The sequence below is a fragment of the Psychrobacter sp. W2-37-MNA-CIBAN-0211 genome, from assembly GCF_040309405.1.
GTDB lineage: Bacteria > Pseudomonadota > Gammaproteobacteria > Pseudomonadales > Moraxellaceae > Psychrobacter > Psychrobacter glaciei.
In genome coordinates, this window is the sequence record NZ_JBEOOU010000006.1 from 41,953 (window position 1) to 54,301 (window position 12,349).

The following is a 12,349-nucleotide window of genomic DNA, read 5'->3' on the forward strand; positions in this document are numbered from 1 at the left end:
TAGAATCGGTCAAAAGATAGCAAATAATAATGCTAACTAGATTGCAACTGCTCAGCAATTAGGAAAAGCGATGCAAAAGCTACCCAATTGGCAGAACAAAACCAATCGAAGCAATATTGTCGCCACAGAACCCTATTATACTGGAGTTGTGGTAGCTCTTGAAGGAATCAAGCAACTCAAACGCCAATTAAAAATAGCTGAAGAAGAACAAGAGATATTAAATAAGGAAAGATGAAGCGAGGCACAGCTTTGTCTCTACATAAGATGAAAGCTGTGCTCGCATTGGAATTCAGAAGGGTTTGGGCTTTAAAGCACCAAGGCAGAGGTGGTTTGCTTATTATCTCTCAACATATTACAGTCAAAATACCCCAAAAACGCGACGATACTGCTGATATCAATTTTTTGTAGCCTCTGTCTGCACAGCAAGCAAGTAATATTGATATCATCAGTGCATGATGTGTCCATATTACTTTTCACTGACTATAATTTAGAAGTTATATTTGGCCATTACTTCAACTTGCTGACCTTTTTTTACCTGTGATAGCGTTTTGTCGCTACGATCTCTCCACTCGATACCAATGTCTAGATCTGGTAGATACTCATAGACAAGGTTGATACTTTTTACATTTACAGAAGTATCTGCCTCATCATCCACCATAATTTCACCATAGCGCATGTTGCTTATCAGTTTCTCTGTGAACTTGTGCCTGTAACCGACCGTGTAGCCCGTTTGCGAGACAAGCTTACCGTCTTCCGCATCGCAATCTAAATCGCCCGTCGTGCCAAGGGCTCTTCCAACACAGACGGTAGAATAGACGCCCATCCCTTTACCGTTATATACGCTCGCATGTAGCGAGTCATTGCCCAGTTTCAGTTTACCTGCCAAAGAGACACCGACGCCTATATCCAAATCATCTCCATTTTTGGCCTCACGAGCAGTGACCGCCACGTTATAGCTAAGATCAGATATATTATTCTTGTAGCTAACAACCATGTCAGGCAGATTAGCTTCGTCATAAACAGGGTCTTGAGCGGTAAAACGAAATCCTTTATGAGTGTAGTGCACCGTCAAATCTGGACGAATATCAGCGCCACCACCAGATATAGTACCCAATCCCGTGCCCCGAAAGTCAAGCTGATCAGTCAAAAGTGGATAGACCGCTAAGAACTGACCATTCCACGTTTTACCGATGGTCAAATCATCGACCTGAACATAAGCATGGCGGAGCCGCAAGTCTGAACCGCCGTTTGCGGCATTGCCATAAAAGTCGCCTTCAATAAAACCCGTTAGCTTTTTATCCTCTACATTCTTTGTGGTTTTAACATTAATCCGAGATTGTCGTCCACTTCCTTTGAACTCAGACTCCCCTTCATCGGGAGAATAAAATATGCCTTCCGCTTTAACATAACCACCGATACTTAAAGTAGTATCACCATTGGTGACAAGATCTATCGCTTGTGCCTGTACGCATGCTCCAAGAACAGCCAAACCAAAAGACAACTTTTTGATATAAAGCATAACCTACACATTCCTTGTGTTGTTTTAAAATCCATTTAAGTTAATTTAAATTCATTAAAATCTCTGCTGCTACCGTATTTTTCAATCTTATAAATACCAGCACCACCTCCTTATATAAAAAACTGCCTCCTAACTTAGGGCGTGTCATCCATTAGCACATTGATATATTTAGTGGTCTTAAAATGATGACGTACCCTAGTTAAAACTTTCAAAAGCAGTAATCGCAGCTTTTTTGGTGTCATCGATGTTTTTTTTCTGCCCACTCGCTTTATCAAGATACACCAGTACGGACTCACCCTTAGCAACAATGGTATTCAACACCGTACTATAATAGGTATATTCATGAATCAAACTGGCATTGCCGATTTTCTTGACTCGGACACCGATCCATAAGGTATCGGGGTGAGTCACGGGTTTAAAGTATTGACAGGATGATGCTGCCATGACGGAAAAAGTGTTTTCATTAAATAGATTTAATTGACTGTTATAGTAAATCCGAGCGTTTTGAGCATAAGTGTAATAGACCACATTGTTGACGTGACCAAAAGCATCCATATCGCCCCACGCTACTTGTTGAGAGTAGATAACCGCAAAGCCGTGCATAGGATGATGTTTGTCTTTATTAAGCGTCTCTTGTATTTCCGGTAATATCGCTAAAGCCTTCATAGTTTTCTCGTCTCGTCATGCCAATGAACGTACGTGTTATTGACACATACGTTAAAATTATCAGTAAATTCAGGTGATTTTTTTGCAGTTATCTTTTGCAGTCATCGATAGAATTTTTTGGGTTAAATCAAATTTTCTGCGCACATCATCCGCATTCTTTTCTTATCGAGCTTACCCACACTGGTTCTTGGCATTTCTACTAAAAACTTGATTTCGCTTGGCACGCCATACTTTGGTAAATGGCCTTTCTCTACCGCTTGATGACCTAAGGCTAAAATATCATCCGCTTTAGTATCAGCATATTCAGGTTTTAGAACCACTAATGCTAAAGGACATTCGCCCCATCTTTCATCTGGCACCCCAATGACGGCAACATCAGCGACGCTTGGATGAAAGGATAAAATAGTTTCGACCTCAAGCGAAGACACCCACTCACCACCAGACTTAATAACGTCTTTAAGTCTATCCGTAATGCTGAGAGTGCCGTCAGAGGTAATACAGGCAATATCTTGAGTATGCATCCAGCCACCGCTCCATAACTCATTGCCAGCATCTGGGTTTTTAAAATAACTCTGGGTCAGCCAAGGCGCTCGAATCACAAGCTCCCCTGTCGATTCACCATCCATTGGTAGTGGCTTGCCGTTTTCATCCCAAATTTCCATTGAAACCAGCATAATGGGTGAGCCAGACAAACAGCGATAATTGAGCTGATCCTTCATCTCCATTGAATCAGTTTTATCATCGAATACCGCTCTCGATAACACAGGGCAAGATTCTGACATCCCAAACCCAGACATAAACTCAATACCGCTTTCAATGGCCGCTTTGGCCAAGCCTTCATTGAGCTTTGAGCCACCGAGTAACAACTTCAGACCATCAAACTTACGTCCTCGTGCTGCCATCTCTTTTAATAGCATCTGTAATATCGCTGGAACGCCATGTGAAAGCGTGACTTTGTGCTGCTCGATTAAATCCACTAACGTGGGAGCTAGATAGCGCCCCGGATATACTTGCTTAAGCCCTATCATGGTTGCGCCATACGGCCAACACCAAGCATGCACATGGAATAATGGCGTCATTGGCATGTAGACATCATTGTAGCGCGCGCCTTGACCTTCGGCATTCAGCGCAGATGCTAGCGTACTTGCCAGCGTCTGCAATACGATCTGTCGATGGGTAAAGAAAACCCCTTTTGGGTCGCCTGTTGTGCCACTGGTATAAAATGTGGTGGCGATGGTGTTTTCGTCGAAATCTGGAAAATCAAACGCATCACTGGCCGCGGCTAGCATCACTTCATACTCACCTTCGACATAATCTGGCATGCTAACTTGCTCAGTTTTTGTATCGTTTTTTGTATTGTCTTCGCCGTACTGCGTGTCATCGAGCCAAACAATTTTCTCGATAGAAGGAGCTTCATGACGATAATTTTTTGCCATTGGCTCAAATTCAGCATTTAGGAGCAAGGCTTTGGGTTTGGCGTGGTTGATTGTGTATAACACTTTGTCTTCAGCCAAACGCACATTGACCGTTTGCAAAATCATGCCAGACATCGGCACGGCAAAATACGCTTCAAGGTAGCGATGACTGTCCCAATCCATAACCGCGACTACATCACCTGCTTGCAACCCCATATTTTTAAGTACGTTTGCCAAGCGATTAACGCGCTTAAAAAATTCAGCATACGTATAAGTGACCTTATCCGCATAACTAATGGTTTGATCCGTAGAGGCAATTTTTGCACGGTTTAGCAGCTGTTTGATAATCAAAGGAAAACCATACGCTTCTTGAGCTTGCTGGTAGTCCTCATGTTGGTTGAGTATAGAAGTCATTATTGTCGTCCTTGATAATAAACGTGATACTAAAATAATATGGCGAGGGTATATATGGTCGGTTCAATATAATTTGGATACAACGAAGCCGAGTGAAAGTACTACAAATAGTAGACTAAGCGAGACTGACACCGTATCTAATTTATAATGGATTGACTATAGAAAGGGTTAGACTCGTTCAATCACCATGGCAAGCCCTTGCCCAATGCCAATACATAAACTGACTACCGCGTATTTTTCGCCCGTGCGCTGTAGCTCTCGTGCCGTACTTAACGCAAGTCTTGCCCCTGATGCGCCAAGCGGATGACCGACAGCAATTGCTCCGCCATTAGGGTTGACGCGCTTGTCCTCAAAGTCTATGTCCAGACCTTTTAAGCAACCGAGTACTTGCGAGGCAAATGCTTCATTAATCTCGATGATGGACATATCATCAAGGGTCAAATTGGCACGTTTCAATGCCAATTTAATGGCTTCAACAGGGCCTACGCCCATAATATTTGGCTCAACACCCATCGCACCAGATGAGAGAATTTTGGCAATAGGTTTAAAGCCTAGCTTCTCTTCTGCTTGTTTTGAGCCAATAATAAGCGCCGCAGCGCCATCATTGATACCTGACGCATTACCTGCTGTGACCACCCCATTTTCATTTAAAGGTTTCAGTTTTTGTAGCGCCTCCACAGTAGAGTTGGCGCGAGGATGCTCATCTTCTACTATCGCCTTTTCTGGCAACTTTCTACCTTGCGATACCATAATTGGCGTTATCTCATCATCAAAAAAGCCAGCTTGTTTGGCCGCTTGATATTTAGCTTGCGAGGCTGCTGCGAATTTATCCGCCTCTTCACGAGTGATATCGTATTTGCGCGCAACATTATCACCCGTTTGCGGCATGGTATCGCTACCAAACTGTTTTTCGATGATAGGATTGGGGAATCGGCTGCCAATAGTGGTATCAAACACTTTAAATTCACGACTAAAAGGCTGCTCGGTCTTAGCAAATACAAAGGGCGCGCGGGTCATTGACTCAACGCCACCTGCTAAAAATATGTCACCCTCGTTACAAGTAATACTACGAGCAGCATCGATGACGGTAGACAGTCCTGAGGCACATAACCGGTTGACGGTTTGTCCAGGGGTTTTTACATCTAGTCCTGCTAGCAATGCGGCATTGCGGGCAATGTTGCGTGAGTCTTCACCTGCTTGATTGGTATTACCGATCAGTACTTCATCAAAGATATCATTGGGTAATTGGTGTTTTTCGACCAAATTCTTTATTACTGTGCCAATCATGTCATCAGGTCGTACGGTTGCTAATGCGCCACCATGGCGACCAAAAGGGCTTCTTAATCCGTCATAAATATAGGCATCTAACATAACTGTTCCTTGTTGTGTTTTGAGAATTTGCATTATTGAAACATAGGGTTTATTAAATTGGTCTAGCTCTTAGCGTTGACAATTGCTTTGTTGAGTAAATAATGAGACGCCTAACTTGGCACGGCGCTGTAACCACGGGCTTGGACGGTAACGTGGATCACCTGTTAACCCATAGATACGCTCTAAGATAAGTAAAATACGCTCGGCACCAAGCTCGTCCCCCCATGAGATAGGACCATACGGATAACCCAATCCAAGCTTAACGGCATTGTCGATATCCTTTGGTGTGGCAATACCTTGCATCGCAATATCACAGCCTAAATTAATCACCATCGCCACGACTCGCTGCGCCACAAAGCCAGTACTTTCGGCAATTAGCGTGGCATCGACAGCAACCTCTGAGTCCTCATCTGAGCTTTTACCGAGCTTATTATTTCTACCAAATAGGGCATAAGCTTGCGCCACAAAATTATCCTCTGTGACGATACTTGGCATGAGAGTACGATGCTTGGATAAGTCAGTCAGCATATCAATGGCGACCGCTTGTTTAGGATTCACCTGATAGCGAATAGCCGCATTGGTGGTATCTTCGCCATAAATTGACAGTAATATTAAACTGTCAGAATTTGGCTGATCATTATCGTCGATAGTAATACCATTAGCGTTTAGATGATCAATCAGCTGTTGTTTGTCTGTTGCTAAATCTGCACCAATCCAAACTGAGAGGCTTGAGGTATCAGCATCGACCACTTTTTGAGAAAATTTAGCTTTAGAAACTGATGCTTCAAACGATGACTGTTGATTTGTATTTGATGTCACTTTTTGACCGTTTTTGTACTGGTAGAAGCCTTCACCAACTTTACGACCAAGCTTGTTACCCGTTAGCATTTGACGGGTCAAGGGGTGCGGACGATAGCGAGGCTCGAAGTAATATTGATTATAAATCGACTCCATCACTGGATGAGAGACATCGATACCAGTGAGATCAAGCAGCTCGAATGGCCCCATGCGAAAGCCAGCGCCATCACGTAAAATACGATCGATACCCTCAAAACTAGCGATCCCCTCGCCTAATATCTTTAAGGCCTCTGTACCAAAAGCTCTACCGCCATGATTGACGATAAATCCTGGGGTATCTTTTGCCACTACCCCTAAATGTCCCATGCGTTTGGCTAGAGTTGTAAGCGTTTCTACTACTGAAAGTTTGGTAGAAATTCCCGGAATTACTTCAACGATTTTCATTAAGGGTACTGGATTAAAAAAGTGAAATCCTGCCACGCGCTCTGGGTGCTCGCAATCGGAGGCTATCGCCGTCACCGCTAGCGATGAAGTGTTGGTTGCCAAAATCGTCTCGGCAGGGACAAGGCTTTCTAACTGTTTAAAAAGCTGTTTTTTTATGTCTAAATTTTCAATGATTGCTTCAATAACGACATCAACCTTGGCAATTTTGGCTATATCTTCAATCACGGTTAGATTAGATAAAGTAGACTGTAGCTGCTCATCGGTGAATTTGCCTTTAGCCGCTAGCTTCTCTAACATAGCTTGAAGCGATTGACGTCCTTGCTCGGCAGCGCCTGCTTTGGAATCAAATAAAAGCACTTGAATGCCTGCTTGGGCGGCGATTTGGGCAATACCCATACCCATAATACCGGTGCCAATAATGGCTAATGATTTAACAGTCATGATAATCCTTTATATGGTCTTGTTAATTTATATGCTCTTATCGAATAGTCTCGTTTTCAAAGTATATGTGCTGTTTCTTTCTATGCTTTAAGAAATCTATGCTTTGAGAAGTCTATGTTTCGAAAAGTCTATGCTTTGACAAGCTACTGACCTTTATAGTTCGCGTCACGTTTTTCCAAAAAGGCTTTCGCGCCTTCTTTTTGATCTTCGGTATCAAATAAAATCTGAAAGGCTTTACGCTCCAAAGCTAAGGCAGCTTGTAGCGGCATATCCACCCCAAGATTGGCGACTTCTTTAATTTGGGTTAAAGCAATAGGCGAGTAACCTGCGAGTTGTTCAGCAATCTCGATGGCTCGATTAATAGTCGCCTCATCTTCGACCACTTCAGAGACCAGCCCCATTTGATCCGCTGCATCAGCGCTTATCATGTCGCCTGTTAGTATCAACTTCATGGCTTTATGCTTGCCAATCACGCGAAACAAACGCTGTGTGCCCCCTGCTCCGGGCATCAGTCCGATTTTTATTTCTGGTTGTCCAAACTTAGCAGACTTGCCAGCGACGATGATGTCGGCATGCATAGCAAGCTCACAGCCGCCGCCAAGCGCATAGCCATTGACCGCTGCGATAATAGGCTTGCGACAATGGGTGATGGCATCCCAATATCGTTCGCTGTGACGGACATACATATCAACCGTTTTCGCGGTCAAGAAATCATTAATATCAGCACCAGCTGCAAACACCTTATCACCACCCGTCAGCACGATAGCTTTGGTCTTTGGGTCATCATTTAATTTGATAAAAATCTCTGCCATTTTTTCGCGTAGTTCAGTGTTTAAGGCATTGCGAACTTTAGGACGATTGAGTGTTATCAAACTCACGCCATTGTCTAACGTTTCACAAATAATGATTTGCTCTTCCATGATGCTGTCCTTTAAGTAATGTCCTTAGGTAAACTGCCCACCCTTAAAACACACTAACAATTATGATTTTTAATACCGCATAGCGATATTCAGTACCAATATATACTGTTTATTTTCTTTTGTGAAGAGTAAAATCCAGTTAAATTGATAAATAATTAGTTCATTAATATGTCACTTCTTTTATAAATACCGCATTGCGGTTTTTTAAACCAAAAGTATTGTAATTTAATAAACTATCGATTATGCTGTTTGTTCGAATTAACCATAAAGTCCCTATTAGCACTATTAGATATCATTTCAACAAGGAAGAACTACATGATTAGAGATAAGGAAGTACTCGACCATATCGTCCAAACCATTCGTCAATTTGTGGATAACCAACTCATACCAAAAGAAGATTGGGTGGCAGAAAATGACCGCCTGCCAGAAGAGATTATTAGTCAAATGCGTGAGTTGGGTCTATTTGGACTGACCATTCCCGAAGAGTACGGCGGGCTTGGCGTTACGATGGAAGAAGAGGTCACACTGGCATTTGAGTTAGGGCGCACCTCGCCTGCTTTTCGCTCATTAATAGGCACTAATAACGGTATTGGTTCTTCTGGCCTTGTCATCGATGGTACTGAAGCGCAAAAACAAAAATATCTACCAAGGCTCGCCAGTGGTGAAATCATTGGCTCTTTTTGCTTGACCGAACCTGAGTCAGGCTCCGATGCCGCATCGCTGCGAACCACTGCAATCAAAGACGGCGATACTTACGTACTCAATGGCACCAAGCGTTATATCACCAATGCCCCTCAAGCCGGTATCTTTACGGTGATGGCACGCACTGACCCTGAAAACAAAAGATCGGGCGGTATTTCAGCATTCATCGTTGAAAGCGACACCCCTGGTATTACGCTTGGTAAAATCGACAAAAAAATGGGTCAAAAAGGCGCACATACTTGCGATGTGATTTTTGACAATTGCGTCGTACCTGCTGATGCGTTGATCGGTGGTGTAGAAGGCGTAGGTTTCAAAACCGCCATGAAAGTATTGGATAAAGGCCGCTTACATATCGCTGCAGCGAGTACAGGCGCAGCGACTCGCATGTTAGACGATGCCCTACGCTATGCCGTTGAGCGTAAACAGTTTGGTCAACCCATTGCCAATTTTCAGCTGATTCAAGCGATGCTTGCTGACTCAAAAGCAGAGATTTATGCGGCAAAATCTATGGTATTAGATGCTTCACGCCTGCGTGATGACGGCAAAGATGTCGTTACCGAGTCGTCATGTGCCAAGATGTTTGCCACCGAAATGTGTGGCCGTGTTGCTGATAGAGCTGTACAAATTCATGGTGGCGCTGGTTATATCGCTGACTATGGCATTGAGCGTTTTTATCGTGATGTGCGCTTATATCGTTTGTATGAAGGCACGACCCAAATCCAGCAGATCATCATTGCCCGCAATATGATTAAAGAAGTTAGTGAGTAGTTGTCATTTATTTGAGTGCTATTTGTTTGAATAGTAAAAGATATTCACACTATTAAAACGTATCGAGGTATTTGCTAGGACGCAGATACCTGACTTATGTCGCTATTACTATAAAATTTCTTTCTCACAACAATAAGGATATAAATTGTGAAAAGTGCCGCTATAACGTCAAATCCAAGCTCAGATTCTACCCAAAAGCAACCTTGGAAATTGGCCTTCTTTTTTTGTTTTCTAGTGCTGTTATGTGATGGGGCTGATATTGGGATTCTCGCCTTTACTCTATCAAGTCTCAAGCTAGAGTTTGGATTGACCAACATACAAGCTGGCGCTTTGGGCAGTTGGTCATTATTTGGCATGGCAATCGGTGGATTTTTCGGTGGTTGGGCTTGTGATCGTTTTGGCAGAGTACGTGTTATCGTGATTGCAACAGCGCTCTTCTCCGTGCTATCTGGATTTAGTGGCTTTGTACAGAGCTACGAGCAGTTTATAGCATTACGGTTCACCGCGTGTTTGGGTCTTGGCAGTTTATATATTGCCACTAACACCCTGATGTCTGAAATGGTACCTACCAAACATCGAACGACGGTACTCGCAGCATTGATGACAGGTTTTACCTTAGGGTCTTTAGTGATCACGAGCATTTCAGCTTGGATTATTCCCGTCTATGGTTGGCGCACCTTATATCTTTTAACGTTCCTACCTATCATTCTCTCGATATCGATGTATTTCCTTATCCCTGAACCACAGTCTTGGAAAGAGGCTCGTGCCCTCAAACTTAGCGGCGCGAAGAACTCACTCACAAAACCTGAAAATCCTTATAAAGCCATATTTGAAAACCCCAAACATCGCATTATGTTCATTTTATGGTCGATGAGTTCAGGGCTGTTACTATTTGGCTATTTTGGCGTAAGCAACTGGCTACCGTCTTATCTAGAAACTGAACTGGGTATCAAGTTTAAGGAGATGGCACTATATATGGCAGGTACTTACTTGACGATGATGTTTGCTAAAGTCGTGGCAGGTTTAGTGGCTGATAGAATTGGTCGCAAAATAGTATTTGCCTTCGGTACTATGGGCACAGCGCTATTCATTCCAGTGTTAGTCTATATGCATACCCCAGAAAACATCGGTTGGTTGATGATAACCTTTGGTTTCTTATACGGCATCCCTTATGCTATCAATGCCACCTACTTGACGGAAAGCTTTCCTACCGCTATTCGAGGTACGGCTATTGGCGGTGCGTTCAATATTGGACGACTGGGCTCAGTTATTGCACCGGTTGCCATTGGTTATATGGCCATGCAAAACTCTATCGGTGCAGGTTTGTTGCTTATGGCAGGCGCGTATTTCTTATGTGGCCTTATTCCAACGTTGTTCATCAAAGAGCAGCAATATGATCCACAAAAGGCGTGATACTATTAGATACATATATACCGCATAGCGAAATCCTTTATATTTATAATAGCTGATATTTATAATAGCTATGTTAATAGTTTCAATGTACATTAATAGAGTGTTATTAAAAGCAACAAATTATTATAGTCGATTCAATTTACAAGTAGTACAAGGCAACCGAGTGTAGATGTATATGTGATACTTCAAGCGAGGTTAACGCTGTAATACTTTTATAGTGGAATGACTATATCAGCGTACGACTATTGGCTTACAAAGTACTAGGGCGTGTCTTCATTTCAAAAATGGTGATAAAAATGAGATAAATTGCCGTCAAACAAGAAAAATAGTGCAGATAATATCGGGATATTAACCAGCTATTTGACGATGTTTGGCAAGATTTAGCCATTTTCAGCCCATTTAGATGACTATCGAGTGAATTGAAGACACGCCCTAAAAGTAGTGAATTTTATGCTATTTAAATTAACGTAATTGAGAGCAATAAATCTTATATGACAACTAATATCCTTGATGATGAAGACTCTAATAAATCAACACACATTGAGCTGTTAGAGCCGATTAGTGACATGAGAGATAAAAACGATAGGCAGTTTATTACCGCTTTGGCACGCGGCTTAGAGCTGCTGCGTTGTTTTACCCCGCAGCGCCCTTATTTGGGTAATCAAGACTTAAGTCAATTGACTGGCCTGCCTAAAGGGACGATCACGCGACTGACTTATACTTTAGTCAAGTTAGGATATCTAAAGCAATCGACCAACAGTAGTAAATATCAGCTTTCTGCCGGTGTGTTGGGGTTTGGCTATACGATGATGGCAAATATCTCTATCAACAATTTAGTCACTCCGTATATGGAAGAACTGGCAGATTATGCCAATAGTGCGGTCGCTATGGCAACCCGTGACCGCCTGAGAATGGTATATCTAAACGTCGTGCAAGGGTCTGGCACGACGACCATGCGACGTAATGTCGGCTCATACCTCCCCATTCATTTGAGTTCGATGGGACGCGCATGCTTAGCCAGTATGCCCGCTGCTGAGCAAGAATTTATCCTTGATGCCATTCGCAGTAAGTATAAAGATGATTGGTTAAAGATTAGACGCGGACTGGATAAAGCCTTTAGAGATTATGACGACTATGGTTATTGCTTCTCGATTAGTGAATGGCAAAAAGACGTCAACGCTGTCGCTACCGCCATCATGCACCCGACCGAGGGCTTACTGACTTTTAATTGCGGCGCACCAAGTTTTGTTCTTAGTCGTACTAAGCTAGAAGAAGACATTGCCCCTCGGTTACTTCATATGAAGAATAATATTGAGAGTAATATTTACATCAGCTAAGGCGGATGACCCATTAACGTGGCAAAAATTGAAAACTCAATCGTACTACTGTCGTTCATTATCCAAAGTTAATCGTTTTTGAAACCCCTTTAAAATTTAAAGGGGTTTTTTAATGGGTAATCGATAAGCTTAAAATATTAG

10 protein-coding genes are annotated in these 12,349 nt (G+C 42.8%); 4 read left to right on the forward strand and 6 right to left on the reverse strand.

The window, feature by feature from the left end; translation table 11 throughout:
• Positions 1-70: 70 nt before the first annotated feature.
• Complete coding sequence (locus tag AAEY72_RS07825; protein WP_352310124.1) at positions 71-235, forward strand: hypothetical protein; 165 nt, start codon at positions 71-73, stop codon at positions 233-235.
• 252 nt (positions 236-487) lie between these two features.
• Here AAEY72_RS07825 and AAEY72_RS07830 read toward each other — a convergent pair whose 3' ends face one another.
• The 6 genes from AAEY72_RS07830 to AAEY72_RS07855 form a co-directional block, all read right to left on the reverse strand.
• Positions 488-1,519 (reverse strand): DcaP family trimeric outer membrane transporter, encoded by a 1,032-nt coding sequence (locus AAEY72_RS07830; RefSeq protein WP_352310125.1) that lies wholly within the window; start codon positions 1,517-1,519, stop codon positions 488-490.
• A gap of 195 nt (positions 1,520-1,714) precedes the next feature.
• Positions 1,715-2,185, reverse strand: coding sequence for an acyl-CoA thioesterase (locus tag AAEY72_RS07835; protein WP_352310126.1), 471 nt, complete (start codon positions 2,183-2,185; stop codon positions 1,715-1,717).
• 122 nt (positions 2,186-2,307) lie between these two features.
• Positions 2,308-4,014: a fatty acid--CoA ligase gene (locus AAEY72_RS07840; protein ID WP_352310127.1), complete on the reverse strand. Its 1,707-nt coding sequence runs from the start codon at positions 4,012-4,014 to the stop codon at positions 2,308-2,310.
• 168 nt (positions 4,015-4,182) lie between these two features.
• On the reverse strand, positions 4,183-5,385 hold the full coding sequence (locus AAEY72_RS07845) for a 3-oxoadipyl-CoA thiolase (protein WP_352310128.1): 1,203 nt from the start codon (positions 5,383-5,385) through the stop codon (positions 4,183-4,185).
• Between the two features lie 69 nt (positions 5,386-5,454).
• Positions 5,455-7,068: a 3-hydroxyacyl-CoA dehydrogenase gene (locus AAEY72_RS07850; RefSeq protein ID WP_352310129.1), complete on the reverse strand. Its 1,614-nt coding sequence runs from the start codon at positions 7,066-7,068 to the stop codon at positions 5,455-5,457.
• Between the two features lie 143 nt (positions 7,069-7,211).
• Positions 7,212-7,988: an enoyl-CoA hydratase gene (locus AAEY72_RS07855; protein ID WP_352310130.1), complete on the reverse strand. Its 777-nt coding sequence runs from the start codon at positions 7,986-7,988 to the stop codon at positions 7,212-7,214.
• A 315-nt stretch (positions 7,989-8,303) separates the two neighbouring features.
• On the opposite strand from AAEY72_RS07855, the gene AAEY72_RS07860 reads away from it, so the two are divergent.
• From AAEY72_RS07860 to AAEY72_RS07870, 3 genes are all read left to right on the forward strand, one after another.
• Positions 8,304-9,458: an acyl-CoA dehydrogenase family protein gene (locus AAEY72_RS07860; protein WP_352310131.1), complete on the forward strand. Its 1,155-nt coding sequence runs from the start codon at positions 8,304-8,306 to the stop codon at positions 9,456-9,458.
• A 147-nt stretch (positions 9,459-9,605) separates the two neighbouring features.
• On the forward strand, positions 9,606-10,871 hold the full coding sequence (locus AAEY72_RS07865; RefSeq protein ID WP_189584682.1) for an MFS transporter: 1,266 nt from the start codon (positions 9,606-9,608) through the stop codon (positions 10,869-10,871).
• A 491-nt stretch (positions 10,872-11,362) separates the two neighbouring features.
• Complete coding sequence (locus tag AAEY72_RS07870; protein WP_010199717.1) at positions 11,363-12,208, forward strand: IclR family transcriptional regulator; 846 nt, start codon at positions 11,363-11,365, stop codon at positions 12,206-12,208.
• Positions 12,209-12,349: the final 141 nt, after the last annotated feature.

Excerpts from the sequence above, each read along its gene's own strand:
- AAEY72_RS07830 (WP_352310125.1), bottom strand. The coding sequence starts at position 1,519 with ATGCTTTATATCAAAAAGTTGTCTTTTGGTTTGGCTGTTCTTGGAGCA.
- AAEY72_RS07835 (WP_352310126.1), bottom strand. The coding sequence starts at position 2,185 with ATGAAGGCTTTAGCGATATTACCGGAAATACAAGAGACGCTTAATAAA.
- AAEY72_RS07825 (WP_352310124.1), top strand. The coding sequence starts at position 71 with ATGCAAAAGCTACCCAATTGGCAGAACAAAACCAATCGAAGCAATATT.
- AAEY72_RS07840 (WP_352310127.1), bottom strand. The coding sequence starts at position 4,014 with ATGACTTCTATACTCAACCAACATGAGGACTACCAGCAAGCTCAAGAA.
- AAEY72_RS07850 (WP_352310129.1), bottom strand. The coding sequence starts at position 7,068 with ATGACTGTTAAATCATTAGCCATTATTGGCACCGGTATTATGGGTATG.
- AAEY72_RS07870 (WP_010199717.1), top strand. The coding sequence starts at position 11,363 with ATGACAACTAATATCCTTGATGATGAAGACTCTAATAAATCAACACAC.
- AAEY72_RS07855 (WP_352310130.1), bottom strand. The coding sequence starts at position 7,988 with ATGGAAGAGCAAATCATTATTTGTGAAACGTTAGACAATGGCGTGAGT.
- AAEY72_RS07845 (WP_352310128.1), bottom strand. The coding sequence starts at position 5,385 with ATGTTAGATGCCTATATTTATGACGGATTAAGAAGCCCTTTTGGTCGC.
- AAEY72_RS07860 (WP_352310131.1), top strand. The coding sequence starts at position 8,304 with ATGATTAGAGATAAGGAAGTACTCGACCATATCGTCCAAACCATTCGT.